The organism is Paenibacillus azoreducens, assembly GCF_021654775.1.
Lineage (GTDB): Bacteria > Bacillota > Bacilli > Paenibacillales > Paenibacillaceae > Paenibacillus_AQ > Paenibacillus_AQ azoreducens.
The window spans coordinates 313,346-328,687 of record NZ_AP025343.1; the positions used below are offsets into that span (position 1 = coordinate 313,346).

At 47.3% G+C, this 15,342-nt stretch carries 15 protein-coding genes; 13 read left to right on the forward strand and 2 right to left on the reverse strand.

The window, feature by feature from the left end:
- Positions 1-139: 139 nt before the first annotated feature.
- From L6442_RS01450 to L6442_RS01485, 8 genes are all read left to right on the forward strand, one after another.
- On the forward strand, positions 140-412 hold the full coding sequence (locus tag L6442_RS01450) for a hypothetical protein (protein WP_212979155.1): 273 nt from the start codon (positions 140-142) through the stop codon (positions 410-412).
- A 107-nt stretch (positions 413-519) separates the two neighbouring features.
- Complete coding sequence (locus L6442_RS01455; protein ID WP_237100172.1) at positions 520-783, forward strand: hypothetical protein; 264 nt, start codon at positions 520-522, stop codon at positions 781-783.
- A 164-nt stretch (positions 784-947) separates the two neighbouring features.
- Positions 948-1,205, forward strand: coding sequence for a hypothetical protein (locus tag L6442_RS01460; protein ID WP_212979156.1), 258 nt, complete (start codon positions 948-950; stop codon positions 1,203-1,205).
- Between the two features lie 241 nt (positions 1,206-1,446).
- Positions 1,447-2,508 carry a D-alanine--D-serine ligase VanG gene (vanG, locus tag L6442_RS01465; protein WP_212979217.1) on the forward strand — a complete coding sequence of 354 codons (1,062 nt, stop codon included), beginning with the start codon at positions 1,447-1,449 and terminating at the stop codon, positions 2,506-2,508.
- Complete coding sequence (locus L6442_RS01470; protein WP_212979157.1) at positions 2,505-3,317, forward strand: D-alanyl-D-alanine carboxypeptidase family protein; 813 nt, start codon at positions 2,505-2,507, stop codon at positions 3,315-3,317. Before vanG ends, L6442_RS01470 begins: the two co-directional genes overlap by 4 nt.
- Complete coding sequence (vanT, locus tag L6442_RS01475; protein WP_212979158.1) at positions 3,314-4,708, forward strand: serine racemase VanT catalytic subunit; 1,395 nt, start codon at positions 3,314-3,316, stop codon at positions 4,706-4,708. The genes L6442_RS01470 and vanT overlap by 4 nt, the downstream gene beginning before the upstream one ends.
- A gap of 300 nt (positions 4,709-5,008) precedes the next feature.
- The gene (locus L6442_RS01480; protein WP_237100173.1) at positions 5,009-5,833 is read left to right on the forward strand and encodes a MerR family transcriptional regulator; all 825 of its coding nucleotides are present in this window, start codon (positions 5,009-5,011) and stop codon (positions 5,831-5,833) included.
- Between the two features lie 126 nt (positions 5,834-5,959).
- The gene (locus L6442_RS01485; protein ID WP_212979159.1) at positions 5,960-6,724 is read left to right on the forward strand and encodes an SDR family oxidoreductase; all 765 of its coding nucleotides are present in this window, start codon (positions 5,960-5,962) and stop codon (positions 6,722-6,724) included.
- A gap of 69 nt (positions 6,725-6,793) precedes the next feature.
- On the opposite strand, the gene L6442_RS01490 is transcribed toward L6442_RS01485, so the two are convergent.
- The gene (locus L6442_RS01490; RefSeq protein ID WP_212979160.1) at positions 6,794-7,552 is read right to left on the reverse strand and encodes a DeoR/GlpR family DNA-binding transcription regulator; all 759 of its coding nucleotides are present in this window, start codon (positions 7,550-7,552) and stop codon (positions 6,794-6,796) included.
- A gap of 248 nt (positions 7,553-7,800) precedes the next feature.
- Here L6442_RS01490 and L6442_RS01495 point away from each other — a divergent pair, with 248 nt between their 5' ends.
- From L6442_RS01495 to phnX, 5 genes are all read left to right on the forward strand, one after another.
- Positions 7,801-8,553, forward strand: a complete 753-nt coding sequence (locus L6442_RS01495) for an ABC transporter ATP-binding protein (protein ID WP_194234107.1) — start codon at positions 7,801-7,803, stop codon at positions 8,551-8,553.
- A complete protein-coding gene (locus tag L6442_RS01500; RefSeq protein ID WP_212979161.1) occupies positions 8,546-10,162 on the forward strand; it encodes an ABC transporter permease subunit in 1,617 nt (538 codons plus the stop codon). Before L6442_RS01495 ends, L6442_RS01500 begins: the two co-directional genes overlap by 8 nt.
- Before the next feature lie 762 nt (positions 10,163-10,924).
- Entirely contained in the window at positions 10,925-11,920 is a 996-nt protein-coding gene (locus L6442_RS01505; RefSeq protein WP_212979162.1) for an extracellular solute-binding protein, read from the forward strand.
- A gap of 128 nt (positions 11,921-12,048) precedes the next feature.
- Positions 12,049-13,143: a 2-aminoethylphosphonate--pyruvate transaminase gene (phnW, locus tag L6442_RS01510; protein ID WP_212979163.1), complete on the forward strand. Its 1,095-nt coding sequence runs from the start codon at positions 12,049-12,051 to the stop codon at positions 13,141-13,143.
- Complete coding sequence (gene phnX / locus L6442_RS01515) at positions 13,140-13,958, forward strand: phosphonoacetaldehyde hydrolase (protein ID WP_212979164.1); 819 nt, start codon at positions 13,140-13,142, stop codon at positions 13,956-13,958. The genes phnW and phnX overlap by 4 nt, the downstream gene beginning before the upstream one ends.
- Before the next feature lie 93 nt (positions 13,959-14,051).
- Here the strand turns inward: phnX and L6442_RS01520 are convergent, their stop codons facing one another.
- Positions 14,052-15,122 (reverse strand): LCP family protein, encoded by a 1,071-nt coding sequence (locus tag L6442_RS01520; protein ID WP_212979165.1) that lies wholly within the window; start codon positions 15,120-15,122, stop codon positions 14,052-14,054.
- Positions 15,123-15,342: the final 220 nt, after the last annotated feature.

The window sequence follows — 15,342 nt, forward strand, 5'->3', positions numbered from 1 at the left end:
GCTCTCCCCTTGTCCATAATTAATGGTACTATTATAATATAACAAAAAAGAAAAAAATGGGAAGGATGAGAACAAGTTGCAAAAAATTATAGGATTTCTTCTCGTCATCGTCCTGTTTTCCATGCTATTAGGAGGATGTATGTCACGGACTGAAAAAAATGAGATGGTTGATACGGCTACCGACCTAGCGAAAGAATATATAAAAAAATACTATAATGCTGAATTTGTTGTTAGGGATTACGAAATCACAGATCGTTCTGTACATTCAGTACTTGATCTTTATGGTTATGTAGAAGGACATGAAGATGAAACCATTGTGGTTGAATACAACTACAAGAAAAAGGAGATTACAAGCGCTACAGGCCCGAAATGGTTTATCCAATCTCGAAATCCTAAGAAAACAGGGAACTAGCATATACAATTGGGGGGAGAAGAAATGAAATAATGAAAATATCATTTAGATTTGTAGTCATGTCTTTTATACTTCTAATTAATTTAGTTCTAGAAGGTTGTTCAGGGATGTCAAAAGCTGAGAAGAAGGAGCTTGTACAAACGGCTGCGTCAGCAGGAGAACAATTTATTAAGAAGCACTATAACGCTGAATTCATTTTGAAGGACTATGAAATTATTGATCCTTCCGTTCAATCGACTGTCTATCTTTACGGGTATGTGAAAGGCCATGAAAAAGATGAAATTACCGTTGTGTACAGTTATCATACACATGAAGTAAGGACCGTAATTGGACCTGACTGGTTTATTGATAGTGAAATTAAAATAAAGTAATTATATTCCTTTTTATACACTTGGAGTATTATTAGTTATTATATATCATTAAGAGGCGGCCCGTGAAGTTGTTTTGGAGCTTGTTCTGGGGATGTGCTAAATTGAAAAGATTATTTGGATTTTGTTTGGTCATCTTAACAGTATGTATAAGTCTAGGAAGTTGCATGCCCCATGCAGAAAAGAAAGAGATGGTGGAAACAGCCACAAGGCTTGGGCAGGAGTATATCAAAAAACATTATAATGCGGATTTTGTAGTTAAGGACTATCAATTCATAGATCCATACATAGATTCAACGGTTTATCTTCATGGGTATATTAAAGGCTATGAAGATATTGATATTTCGGTGGCATATAATTATAAAAGAAAAGAAATTAACGATGTATCTGGCCCTGACTGGTTTATTGACAGCAGAAAGCCATAAAGATTTCCCCCAAGAAAACAGGGAATGAATAAACCACATGAGAGATTTCGGTCTCCATGTGTTTTTTTGCTCTCTATAACTCCCTCTCTTTATCTTTTCTTTAACTTTCCTTTACCAAGTTTTATTTTTCGTTCCAATTTGTTTAAAGTCTGCTCCCTATAATGAAAACATCTTGATGCTGGTCCGGGCCAAACGCTAAGGATCGGCACAAACGAACTGGGGAGATAAATCTATGCAAAATATACAGAAAAAATCGGTTGCAGTGTTGTTCGGAGGCTGCTCAACGGAATATGGGGTTTCGCTGCAATCGGCAGCTTCGGTAATAGATCATTTGGACAGGGATAAATACGATTTGGTTCTTATCGGAATTACGCGACAGGGCGTTTGGTTCAGGTATGGCGGCAGCACGGAAGATATCCGTAAAGACCGCTGGCAGGTTCATCCGAGCTGCATACCTGCATGGATATCGCCGAGCCGGGATGCGGCGGGAATCGTGGAGCTGGTCGGCACGGAATACCGCGTGACGCCGGTGGACGTCGTGTTTCCGGTGCTGCATGGCAAAAACGGCGAAGACGGCACGGTGCAAGGGCTGCTGGAGCTGGCTGGAATCCCTTTTGTCGGCTGCGATACGTTGTCCTCGGCGGTATGTATGGACAAGGGGGTTGCAAGCTGTCTTGTGCGGGCGGCCGGGATTGATACAGCCGAATCCATAACCATATATGCCGGTGACGATTTGCATACCTCGGCTGAAGAAGCCGAACGGCTTGGATTTCCGCTTTACGTCAAGCCGGTCCGTTCCGGCTCATCCTTTGGCATTACGAAGGCATACGACAAATTCGAACTCATGGAAGGCATCCGGCTGGCATTCGCACATGATCAAAAAGTGATCATCGAGCAGAATATCTCCGGATTCGAGATCGGTTGCGCTGTATTGGGCCAGGGGGAGCCGCTGGTGGCGAAAATCGACGAAATCGAGCTGCAGGGCGAATTTTTTGATTATGACGAAAAATATTCCCTCGCTTCTTCGAAAATCCATCTGCCCGCAAGAATTTCCGAAGAGACGGCGGTAAAGGCCAAAGAAAAGGCCAAGCTGATATACCGCATTTTGGGATGTACCGGCTTGGCCCGCGTGGATATGTTCGTCAGCGAAGACGGGCGTATTATCTTTAACGAAGTGAACACCATGCCGGGTTTTACGGCCGCCAGCCGTTACCCGAATATGATGAACGCCAGCCATATTTCATATCCGGAACTCATGGACCGTCTGATCCAGCTGGCTTTGGCAAAGGAGGAGAATCAATGATTACGACCGCCAAAAACGTGATCCGCATCCAGCCGCACATGATCCATCGCGGGACGCTGATACTTGTCAATTCGGAGCATCCGCTCAAGCAGCCCATTCATTCAAGGAACTTGGCTCCGGTCGAGAATATAAGGCATGCCAGCACAAAAGAACAAAATATGCGCCTTGAACGGACATGCTTGCAGCAGCTCGAGTCTTTGCTTATGGCCTGCCGGGGCAAAGAGCAAATCGGCATCGTCAGCGGCTATCGCACGCGCCTGGAGCAGAAGCGCATTTATGACCAGTCTTATGAGGAAAACGGTCCGATTTTTACGGCGAGTTATGTCGCTCGTCCGGGCGAAAGCGAACATCAGACGGGACTGGCGGTGGATGTCGGCGAGCTGAAAGAAGGCGTGGATTATCTTTGTCCGTCCCTCCCTGATCATGGCGTTTATGCGGCTTTCCGCCGGATGGCGGCGGAATATGGCTTTATTCAGCGGTACCGGGAGGGAAAAGAGCATTTGACCCATATCGCCTGCGAGCCTTGGCATTTTCGGTACGTCGGTGTACCACATGCCATCATCATGGAGCAGTACGGCCTTTGCCTTGAAGAGTATATCGAATACATGCAGCAGTTCACGCAGAATGGGGCGCATCTGTTCAAAAAACATAAAAATGATTTGGTCGAAATGTATTTCATAGAGATGGGCAAGGAAGAGAAGGAAGTCGCCATCGACATGAAGCCGGGCTCTAGGGTGGAAGTTTCGGGCAATAACGTGAATGGATGCATCGTGACGATCTTTCATGATCAAGGGCAGGCGAACCGATGATGCTGATACTTATGCTGCTATTGGCGCTGCTGCTGTGTCCGGCTTTGCTGCTTCTGCCCGCGGCCGGAACGCATAACGGAAGGACGGAATCTTACCGTTCTTTCAAGAGATTGATAGTACGGGCTTTTAGCCGGCCTTCCAAGTTGGTTATGCTTTATTCCGGAACTCATTCACTTCCAGCGGGTGTGATCGCACCTTTTCGTTCGACCTACAAAAAGTTCCCGCTTGCTCTAATGTATCCTTCGGACCAAAAAAAGACATCCGCGCCGCAGCAGGCTCGGGCTTGGGCTGAAATCAATCTGGAGCGTTTACGCCATAATATGGAGGAGTTGAATTGGCTTTTGCCTTCCGGAACCGGCATTATGGCCGTCCTCAAAGCAGACGCATACGGGCACGGGGATGTAGAAGTTGCGAAGGAGCTGAACCGGGCGGGGATCAACCATTTTGCCGTCGCGGAAATCGGCGAGGGGATCAGGCTGCGGAAAAGCGGGATTCGCGGCGAGATCTTGATTTTGGGATATACCGCCCCCGAGCTTGCACCCAAACTTGCCCGATATCGGTTGACCCAGACAATCCTAAGCAGGGAATACGGCGAGGCGTTGGAGTCCTATGGAGTTACACTGAACGTTCATGTCAAAATCGATACAGGCATGAACCGTTTGGGAACGCCTTATCGGGATATGGAGGACATTTTGGCTTGCTATCGTTTTCCGCATTTGCAGGTTACGGGGACATTCAGCCATTTGTCGATGTCCGATGGCTTGGCACCTGCAGAGACAGGGTTTACCAAGGAACAGCTTAAGAGATTTGACCATGTCGTTCAGCAATTGAAGGCAGCCGGCTTGCATCCGGGACAGGTCCATATTCAAAGCAGCTATGGCATTCTGAATTATCCTGAGCTCAAATACGACTTAGTCCGGCCTGGGATCGCATTATACGGACTGCTCAGTCATGAAGGGGATGAAGTAAGAAGCGCCGCTGATTTACGTCCGGTTCTTTCGCTGAAGGCGACGGTCACCCAAGTGAAAGAAGTAGAAGCATGTCATCCAGTCGGATACGGGCATCGTTATATGCCTGCCCGCAATATCCGGATCGCGACCGTATCCATCGGTTATGCGGACGGCATTCCAAGATCCCTCGCCGATCATGGCGGTTATGTACTGATCCGCGGCCGGCGCGCAAACATCATCGGCAGCATCTGCATGGACCAGTTAACGGTCGATGTGACTTCCATCGGCGGCGTCCGGCAGGGGGACACGGTTACGCTGATCGGACAAGACGGCGCGAAAACGATCACGGCCAGCCAGATGGCCGAGCGCTGCGGTACGGTGACCAACGAGATTTTAAGCCGGTTGGGCAGCCGGGTGGAACGGATATATAGATATGAATGAAATGAACTGTTTTTGCTTAAATTTAGGGTTCAATAGGAAAATAAAAACGGATCTTTCCCTGTGGCATGCGACTTTGGGAAAGGTCCGTTTTGTTTGTAAGTCACTTGCGGCCTTCGTGGCAGGTATACTGTTATATAGGCGCGTCATTGATAACTGTAAACCGGAAATGAATGTTATGTTAGAGGTTTTGCTGAACTAAAGACAGAAGTAATTAACAATGACTTAAATACCAGGGGTCATCTCATTTTAATTTCTGAAAGAAAAGGCCAGTGAAGTAGGCGACCTAAGAAAGGAGTGGGCTTGATTTTTAAGATCGGTACATTTTCTAAATTAAGCGGGGTTTCTGTCAAAACATTACGTTATTACGATCAACGGGGATTGTTGCAACCGGACACGATCGATAAATTTTCCGGCTATCGATATTATTCAGCGGAACAACTGCTCATCATACAACGAATCATCGATTTAAAGAACCGGGGTTTTACTCTGGAAGAGATTAAGTCATTATTGGCTGAAGATGTATCGCCGGCGGATGTAAAAAAATCTTTGACTGCCAAACAACTGGAACTCCAGCAATTCATTAAGGAAGCACAAAGCCAGTTGAAGGAGATCAATTCGGGGTTGGAGCGTATTAAAGATTTAGACGACCAATCATCGACAGTCCCAACTGCAATTCGAAATGTAAAATCCCAGCTTGTCGCATCAATTCGTGATATCATCCCGCGCTCACACTTATGTCTCATATTGGATGAAATTAAACAATATGTACGCGAACATCATGAGGATGAAAATCGCTCTTTAAACGTTCAATGGCATAACAACGACTTCGAAGACGATTTGATTGATGTAGAGGTCGCTTTACCCATTACAAAGAAAATCCCGGGCAGTGACAGAGTGAACATCCACTTTTGGCCGGAATTAATACAAGCTGCCTCGTTGGTCCATTGGTGTGATCCATATCATTCTTCCTGTTCGGCTTTAGCTGAGCTTGCGACCTGGATATCGTCAAACGGATATCGACCAAGCGAAGCGGAGCCGATCCGGGAGATTTATTTGACAGCAGATCAAGATCTGTATGGAAAGCTCCGGAGGGCTGAATTGCTCATCCCGATTGAAAATAGTTAAAAAGCTGCGTCTTTCATTGTTCCGTACGAAAGGAATGATGAAAGGCTTTTTTTTGAGCACATGTTGACTCTCCCGTATGGTGGAGGGTGTAGAATGTCATTAATCAAACAATAAGGAGTGGTAAAAATGAAACGTTTGGAAGGAAAAGTCGCATTAGTAACTGGAGGAAGTCGAGGCATTGGCAGGGGAATCGCACTGCGGCTGGCAGAAGAAGGGGCTTTGGTTGCGGTCCATTACGGCAATCGTTTTGATGCAGCGGAGGAAGTGGTTAGCACCATTGAAGCAAACGGGGGGCAAGCATTTGCTGTAGGCGCAAATCTGAACTCCGCTCTAGGTGTTGAAGAATTGATTCAATCGTCAGACGAGCAGCTTGTAGGGCGAACAGGCAGTCATCGTTTTGATATTTTGGTCAACAATGCTGGGATCGGCACTTCAAAAAAACTTGAAGAAACGACAGAAGAATCTTTTGACGAGATATTTGCCGTTAATGTCAAAGCTCCATTTTTTCTCGTACAGAAATCGTTGTCCCGTCTGCGTGATGAAGGGCGGATTATTAATATATCCTCAGGAGTGACTCGTATTGCTATGCCGGAATTGATGGCTTACAACCTTACCAAAGGAGCAATCAACACGTTCACACTTCATCTTGCAAAGCTGCTTGGTCCACGAGGGATTACAGCAAATGCGGTTCTTCCCGGTATCGTCGACACAGATGTTAACGCTTCATGGTTGTATACTCCCCAAGGACAACAGCATGCAACGGAAATATCTGCATTGGGGCGAGTTGGGGAACCTTCAGATATTGCTGACATCGTTGCGTTCCTCGCATCTTTCGACGGGCGATGGGTTACGGGGCAAATGATCGATGCTACGGGCGGATCCCATTTATGATCTATCTTTTGTCTGGAGTCCATAAGGAATCCTGCATAAGTTTCATACCCCAAGCAGCAAGTTTTATGTTTAGTCGGCAATGACGAGGTTCGTCCCCGTTTTTTTGAATTTGGACAGGAAGCCGCGGTCCACATGCACATCCGTCACAATCGTGTCGATCCGCTCCATGGGCGCGATGGCAACCGTAACGTCTTTGCCGAATTTGGTGCTGTCGGCCGCGACGATGACCTCTTGGGACAACTCGATCATTTTTTTGCGCGTGACGGCTTCCTCCAGATTATAATCCGAAATACCTCTTTCGATCGTGATGCCGCTGCAGCAGATAAAGGCTTTCCGGACGTTCAGCTCGTGAAAATTAAAAATATAATCGAAGGCTACGACCGATTGCTCCTCTTTTCTGATTTTCCCCCCGATGATGATTAACTCGATTTCGCTATTCATGAGCTCTAGGATAACTGGAACGGAACCCGTTATCACTGTGAGCTGTTTTTTATGTTTGATGTATTTGGCAATCTGGTAGGTTGTTGATCCGCTGTCAATATAGATGCAGTCGCCATCCTGGATGAACTCGCTGCATTTGCGGGCGATCTGCTCTTTTTCTTCCAAATGGTTGACCATCCGATCCTCCATCGAGGATTCGCCGAACCGGTCCGCCAGCTTGATGCCGCCGTATATTTTTTCGATTTTCCCCTGACCGGCGAGCAGATGGATATCTCTGCGGAGCGTGTCGACGGAAATATCCAGCTCTTTGGCAAGCTCGTTCATTTTGAGTACCTTTTTGACGGTTAACAGATCAAGCATTTTCTTTTGTCTCTCCAGTGGCAGCATCTCTCTCACCCACTAAATACGAATTTTTTCTAAACCAAAGCAACTTCAGTGTATCGGGTAGCTCCCAAGGATTCAATAGATTTTACAAAGATCGGCATGTTCAGTCATTAAACACAGGAAAAATTTAGTCAAAAGTTATGAATAAGTTATGAAGAAGTTATGCAATATTTACGCAAAATTTACATAGTCGGACATTCCGGATGACATACGGTTTTTATACTGGGGGTGTGTTTAAGGAGGTGGGCGGCTTGCTGAAGCTGCAGAATATTAGCAAACAATTTGACGGCAAAACGGTTCTTGACGACATCAGCTTTGAGATCGGCTCAGGGGAAATCATGTCGCTCCTTGGTCCAAGCGGAAGCGGGAAAACGACGCTGCTTCATTTGATTCTTGGCTTGACCGGAGCGGACCAGGGAAGCATTGTTTTCGGCGATGAGAACCTGACCCGTGTTCCGATGAAAAAGCGCGGCTTCAACATCGTGTTTCAGGATTACGCCCTGTTTCCGAATCTAAATGCTTATGACAACATCGTTTATGGCTTACGCAACCAAAAGGGCGCGGCAAGCGACAAAGAGGTCCAGGAATATATCGATTTTCTGGAACTAACCCCGCATCTGAACAAAAGAATCGGCGAGCTGTCCGGCGGGCAAAAGCAGAGAGTAGCGCTTGCGAGAACGCTGGTGACGAAACCGAAAATTCTTTTGCTCGATGAACCGCTAAGCGCGCTGGACGGAGTGATCAAGGAGTCCATTAAACAGCGGATTCAATCGATCGCAAGAGAATTCAAGCTGACAACCATTATTGTGACGCATGATCCCGAGGAGGCTTTAACGCTGTCTGACCAAATATTGATCATCAACCAAGGCAAAATCGCTCAATTCGGCTCGCCGCAAGAGATCATCAACCAGCCGGAAAACGAGTTTGTGGAGCAGTTTATTATCAAACAACTACAGATCAAACGGCAGAACATTTATAACTTGTTTGGTGAGATGTATGCATAGGATCAAACCTGAAATGCGTGTGGTCTTTATCCTGCTTCTGCTGCTGTTTGCCGGTTTCCTGTTCCTGCCGCTTATCGTTTTGTTTATTCGTTCTTTTGAGACCGATCAAGGCTTTTCGTTTTCAAACTATGCAGCCGTTTGGAAAGAGCAGGACATCATCGGAGCGGCTTGGAACAGCGTCAAAGTATCGGCTGCCGCGGCTGTCATCGCAACGGTGCTTGGATTTATCTTAGCTTACTCCATTCATTGCACCAAAATATATCGCCCCATCAAGGGTGTTCTGAAAACCGCCATCATCATGCCCATGCTGCTGCCTACGATCACATACGGTTTCGCCATCATGTATTCGTTTGGCAACCAAGGCCTGATCACGAAGTTATTCGGACGGAATCTGTTTGAAATATACGGCTTTAACGGCCTGCTGACGGGTTATGTCATCTATACGCTGCCGCCGGCATTTCTGCTGATCCATAACGCTTTCGGCTATATCGACAAAAAATTCATCATCGTCTCCAGGCTTATGGGCGACGGAACGGCGAGAAGCTTTACCAATACGATTTTGCGGCCGTTAGCGGGAGCGCTGGGCGGGGCGTTCGTTCTTTCTTTTATCCTGAGTTTTACGGATTTCGGCATTCCTGCTTCAGTGGGCGGAACTTATCCGGTCATTGCCGCGCAGCTGTACCAGGTTATGCTCGGCTCCATTCCGGATTTCAATCAGGGAGCGGTTATCGCCGTGCTGATGCTGGTTCCGGCGGTGTTCGGGATTTGGCTGCTGCATTACTTGGAAAAGCTTAATTTCCATTATGACAAAATAACGGGCATTGAATTGCCGGAACATCGCATCCGGGATGCAGCGTTTGGAATCATTTCCTTCGCGATTGTTCTGGGGCTGCTGTCCATCTTTGCGGTCATGTTTATTGCTCCTTTTCTGAACAGCTTTCCTTATGATCTTCGTTTTACGTTCAAGCATATCAGCGACGTGTTTACATCCGGCGATCTGACGGGAGTGTATAAAAATTCGCTTTGGGTTGCGTTATTAACTTCCCTGTTCGGGACGCTCATCGCCTATGGTTCAGCGCTGCTGAATGTACGCACGAAGCTTAAGGCGCGGGGGACAACCGATATCGTATCGATGATCACCAATACGGTGCCGGGGATGGTGCTTGGGATATCGTACCTGCTCCTGTTTAATGACAGCAGCCTGAAGGGCACGTTTGCCATCATTGTGTTGTGTAATATCGTGCATCTGTTTACGACGCCATACCTGATGGCCAAAAACTCCTTGTCCAAAATGAATCCATCCTGGGAAACAACGGGAGAGCTGCTTGGAGACAGTTGGTTCAAGACGGTGTACCGTGTTGTTTTGCCGAATTCTGTGTCAACGGTGCTTGAAATGTTCAGCTACTACTTCATCAATTCGATGGTGACGATCAGCGGAATCATCTTTCTGGTCTCGGCCCAAACGTCGGTCGTGGCCAGCAAAATCAAGGAACTGCAGCATTTCGCCAAGTTTAACGAGATTTTCGTGCTGTCGCTGCTGATCTTCTGCACCAATTTGGTGGTGAAGGCGGCATGCGATTGGATGCAGAGAAGAAGGGCGGTGCGTTGAAGGGTGGTTGTGAGAGCACATCAAGGTTGAATTTTGCTAGAAGGCGTTGCGGAAGTCTCTGGCCCTTGGCCGAACAAATTAGTGTCGCAATGGGCCAATGCAGTTGGAGGGGATACAGAAGCGGTGAAGAAGCGGTACTTGTTCGCGAAAGACTGTCTAAGGAAAGTGAGTATCAATAGATACAAGTTTTTGCCCGAGATATTCGTAAGTAACGGAGAGACAATAGCATTCTCGTCTTAGTTCTTGATTCAAAATTGATTATCGGCAATGGGCAAAAGTAGCGGAGGGGACGGAATCGATCTGAAGAAGCGGCAGCGTTCGCCTTTGTCTTTGGATTTCAACAATTTAAATTTCAATAAAAGAAATCCAAAGACAACAGCGATCGGAAGAACGATCCGTAACCGCAGCGGTCTCATTGCACAGAAGTTATGGTCTCATTGCACAGAAGTTATGGTCTCATTGCACAGAAGTAATGGTCTCATTGCACAGAAGTAATGGTCTCATTGCACAGAAGTAATGGTCTCACTGCACAGAAGTAATGGTCTCACTGCACAGAAGTAATGGTCTCATTACACAGAAGTTATGGTCAATTGCACAGAAGTAATGGTCTCACTGCACAGAAGTTATGGTCTCATTGCACCAAAGCAACGCTTCTACTTACAAACGATCTCGCACCAAGCAAAATATGATTACGTAGCAATTCCGTTAGGGTATCTGCACTCAAACCAACAAAAAAATCCATTAAAGCGAGGGATTCACGCCATGTCCAAAACAATGAAAAGCCTGCTGCTTACGCTGCTGGCTATCAGCCTGATCCTCACCATGGCCGGCTGCGGCAGCGGCAAAGCCGAGGAAGCGAAGAAAGTAGTCATTTACACGAACGCGGACGAAGAAGCGGTTGCCTCCATGGAAACCGCGCTGAAAAATGCAGGCTATGACGGCAAATACGTGCTGCAATCATTCGGCACTTCGGAGCTCGGCGGCAAGCTGATGGCAGAGGGCGGCAAAATCGAAGCGGATCTAATCACCATGAGCTCCTATTTCATTGAAAGCTCGCAAAGCCAGCACTCCATGTACAAAAACCTTTCATTTACAACCGATGCCTTGGAGAAATACCCGCCGTACTACACGCCGATTTTGGCCAACACCGGCTCCATTTTCGTGAATATCGAAGTGCTGAAGCAAAAAGGGCTGCCGATGCCGACATCCATCAAGGACCTGACCAAACCGGAGTTTAAAGGCATGGTTTCGATCCCGAACATTATGGATTCCTCCACGGCTTGGCTGCTTATTCAGGCAATTATTAGCCAATACGGCCAAGACGACGGCAAAACGATTCTGCATGATCTGATCGCAAACGTCGGTCCGCATCTGGAAAGCTCCGGCTCGGGTCCAATCAAGAAGGTTCAAGCGGGAGAAGTCGCGGCAGGTTTCGGCTTGCGCCATCAGGCGGTTAAAGCCAAAGCATCCGGCGCGCCGATCGATTATGTGGACCCAACCGAGGGGAACTTCTCGCTGACGGAATCCGTGGCTGTCGTAGACAAGAAAAACGCTACAACGGATCTGGCAATGAAAATGGCCGAAACGATTATCAAAGATGCACGCAAAGACCTGATTGCCAACTATCCAGTGGCCTTGTATAAAGGCGAAACCGTGGAAGATATCAACAAGCCGGCGAAATCCATGAAATTTGCGCAGCCATTGACTGTTGAACTGCTGAAGGAACATCAGGAATTTTTCAAAAACGCTCAAAAGTAGATCACAAGCAAGCAAATCATTTTAGTTCGCAGAATCAAAAGAACACCATAAACGGCCCGCTTTCTGAGCTGCAACGATAGATCTATTTCTGCAAAGCTCAAATCCATCAAACAAGGGAGTAAGGCAAAATGAACTCATACAAGCTGTTAACCCCAGGACCACTGACCACGACCAGCGCAGTCAAGAAAGAGATGCTTTCTGACCGCTGCACATGGGATGATGATTATAAATCGATCACGCAAAAAATCAGATCGCAGCTGTTGGCATTCGCTGGGGCTGATCCGCAGGAATATACGGCCGTGCTGATGCAGGGCAGCGGAACATTTGCGGTGGAGTCGGTGATGACCTCGGCCGTTTCGGACGAAGATAAGCTGCTGATTGTTACCAATGGTGCGTACGGCGAACGGATCGTTCAGATGGCGGATTATATCGGACTGAACTATATTGAGTATCGTGTGAGCTATGATGAGCAGCCGGAAGAAACCGAGCTTAGAGCCTTGCTGGCGGCAGACGGGGACATAACGCATATTGCCATGGTTCACTGCGAGACGACTACAGGAATTTTGAATCCCATTGATATGGTTGCCGGCCTGTCCAGGGAATACGAAAAAACGCTGATCATCGATGCCATGAGCAGTTTTGGCGGCATCGAGATCGATGTGGCGGGGCTTGGAATCGATTATTTGATCAGCAGCGCGAATAAATGCATTCAAGGTGTACCCGGATTCGGATTTGTCATTGCCAAGCTGAAAAAACTGAAAGCCTGCCAGGGCGTCGCGCGCAGCTTATCGCTGGATTTGTACGACCAATGGAAGGGGATGGACAAGGACGGCAAATGGCGGTTTACATCTCCGACGCATGTCGTGGCAGCATTCTCCAAAGCGATCGACGAGCTGATCGAGGAAGGCGGGGTATCCGCACGTCATGAGCGTTACAGCCAAAATAACCGTCTGCTCCGGCACAGGCTCGCGGATATTGGCATTCAGGCCTATGTTTCGGAAGAGAAGCAGTCGCCGATTATCACGACCTTTTTGTACCCGGATGACCGCTTTAACTTCGGCGAATTTTACACTTATGTCAAGCAGCGGGGATACGTCATTTATCCTGGCAAACTCACGGACGTCGACACTTTCCGAATCGGAAATATCGGTGAGATTTATCAGGAAGACATCGAGCAATTATGCGATATCATCAGCGATTACATGGGAGGAATGAGACAATGAACCAAATCGAAGGCGTTATTTTGGATTGGGCCGGAACGGCGGTAGACTTTGGATGTTTTGCGCCAGTGAACGTATTTGTGGATATTTTCAAGCATGCCGGCATCGAGGTCACGATGGAAGAAGCCAGAGGCCCGATGGGGATGCTGAAAATCGATCATATCCGTGCCATGCTGTCCTTGCCGAGAGTGTCCTCATTATGGGAAGAGAAGTACGGAAGAGCTTTTAACGAGGAAGACGTGAAGAAGCTGTATGCCGAATTTGAGCCGGCGCTTATGGCCTCTTTATCCGAATATACGAACCCGATTCCGGGCGTGATCGACACGGTGGAAGTGCTGCGGTCCAAAGGTCTGAAAATTGGCTCCACGACGGGTTATACCCGTTCTATGATGGAGGTTGTCATTTCGGGCGCCAAAGCCAAAGGCTATGGGCCGGATCATGTCGTAACGCCGGATGACACGGACTCCTACGGAAGACCGTACCCTTACATGATTTACCGCAACATGGAACAGCTCAAGCTGTCTGCCGCATGGAAGGTCGTTAAGGTGGGGGACACCACTTCGGATATCAAAGAAGGCGTACAGGCTGGCGTATGGTCTGTCGGCGTAGCCGTCGGCAGCTCCGAAATGGGACTGAACGAGGAAGAATACCAAGCCCTGTCCAAGTCAGAAAAAGAAGCGGCTATTGCTAAAACAAAACAGGTATTTATGCAGCATGGGGCCGATTTTACGATCGAAACGATGACCGAACTCCCGTCGCTTATTGAACGTATTAATAGGCTGTTGGCTGAAGGCAGAAGACCCGGCTGCGTAAAATAATGGGCCTTGCGCTGACCTGTCCAAGTTATCTCAAAACTCACCGGAATAAAAGGAAAATCCACAACCGCGGTTGTGGATTTTTGCGTCTTGCGCTTACTTCTGCTTCGATTTCGTATATAACCCCATATATCTTCCCAGGTTATATTTCTTTGGTTTCATATCAAGCGTGGCGTATAGCTTTTCCATCGCCTGATCCAATTCTTCCTTGTTCCAATACACAAACGGGCTTTTCCAATCTCCTTCCACAGTTAGGAGGTTGGTTGCGTCAGGCTTCATTTTGTTGAAGTTCAGCAGCCATCGCTTTAATCTTTTTTCGGGAATATCCGTTTTGACGTTATCGCCGACGATATCCAGGATATTACCCCATTGGCCGATCCCATTCAATGAGGTAAGTTTGTCCAGCATCTGGTTCAAGACCTCCTGCTGCCGCTTGTTGCGGTCAAAGTCCGACGAAGGGGATGATCCGTCATTCGATTTGCGGTACCGGACAAAATCCAGCGTTTTTTGGCCGTCAAGATGCTGAAAACCTTTGTTCAGATCGATATGCGTGCCGTCTGCGGTATCGATATAGTGCATCTCCATATCTACGTTCACGTCAACTCCGCCGACCGCGTCTATGGCTTGCCGGAAACCGTCAAAGTTGATCAATACCATATAGTCGATTGGAATATGGAACAGGTCGCTGAAAAATTTCTTCGTTTCGGTCATCGCTGTAGCTCTGTCTTGAATGTAGTTGTGAGCGTAAAAATAATTCGCTTTATGGCTCGACCCGCCAGGCGGCGTAATTTTCAGGTCGCGCGGAATGGATAACAGGCTGGCCGATTTGGTTGCGGGGTTCAGCGTTACGAGCATCATGACATCCGTATTCATCGTTCCGCCGCTGCCATCGCGGTTATCGGTCCCGGCAAGCAGAAACGTCATCGGTTTCATATCGTCTTCGGTGACGTCTTCAGGTTCGGCCTCCGGTACCGTTTCAGCCGCTTCTCGCTGCTGCGGGGAATAGTATTCGGAAGCTGCAATTTTATGTACGGCTGACATGGCTTTATGGTGTAAAAATCCTGCATAGGATCCGGCGATCAATATAAATAGTCCTAAAATACTGGCTAAGCTAACTGTTATTTTACGGTAGATAGACCACTTTTTCTTTTTCTTGGAACGGGACATAAAAACCTCCAATTTCCTGTTGATTGATTCTGCCTTGGATATCGCAAAAATACAATACGAGTTATTCGACTAGCAGCGCTCTTAGAACGTCTACCCGGTCACCGCTTTTTTTTGCGATTTCCCAATAGCACCGTTCTATTCACTCCTTTTCAAAAAAATAGACTATCTTATGTATACTATAAAATAGTATTTCTATCAAATTTCGACTCAGATCCTTTAA